This is a genomic window from Mesorhizobium sp. M7A.F.Ca.CA.004.06.1.1, from assembly GCF_003999135.1.
Lineage (GTDB): Bacteria > Pseudomonadota > Alphaproteobacteria > Rhizobiales > Rhizobiaceae > Mesorhizobium.
This window is the reverse complement of the sequence record NZ_RZPQ01001489.1, coordinates 1-401: the sequence shown is the minus strand read 5'-3', so window position 1 is coordinate 401 and position 401 is coordinate 1. Positions and strand designations below refer to the sequence as shown.

The 401-nt window shown below is 63.3% G+C and carries 1 protein-coding gene; it reads right to left on the bottom strand.

The features are described 5' to 3' along the window. Nucleotides 1–169 precede the first annotated feature (169 nt). Nucleotides 170–401 (bottom strand): invasion associated locus B family protein (locus EN906_RS37080; protein WP_206529308.1); only part of this gene is annotated, 232 nt, incomplete at its 5' end.

Below are 401 nucleotides of genomic sequence, written 5' to 3'. Positions count from 1 at the left end.
CCCGGCGGCGAAGCCAAGTCCCGCCACGACCAATCCCAGCAATGAATATCCGGCCACGCGTGGCCAGCGCCGCCTTGGGGGCTGGGCCCGCCTCTGCCGATCCGCCTCGACGGCCGGAGTGCGTTTCGCGGACGTGAACTGGTCCTGCTGGCTCATGGTGATGCCCCGATTATTTGAGTGGTGAAAGGGCCTCTGACAGCCCCTTGAGCGTTGCAGTCACGGTGATCGTCTGGCCGTCGACTGTCGAATAGGAGATCGCCGGTGTCGCATTCTGCGAGATCTGTCGGCGCATGACGGGGCCGACCGGCAACATGCCGACACAGACCATTTCGTTGCAGCCGTTCAGGTGCACGTCGATCGGCTGCTTCTGTCCATCGAACTTCAGCGACACCAGTCCATCG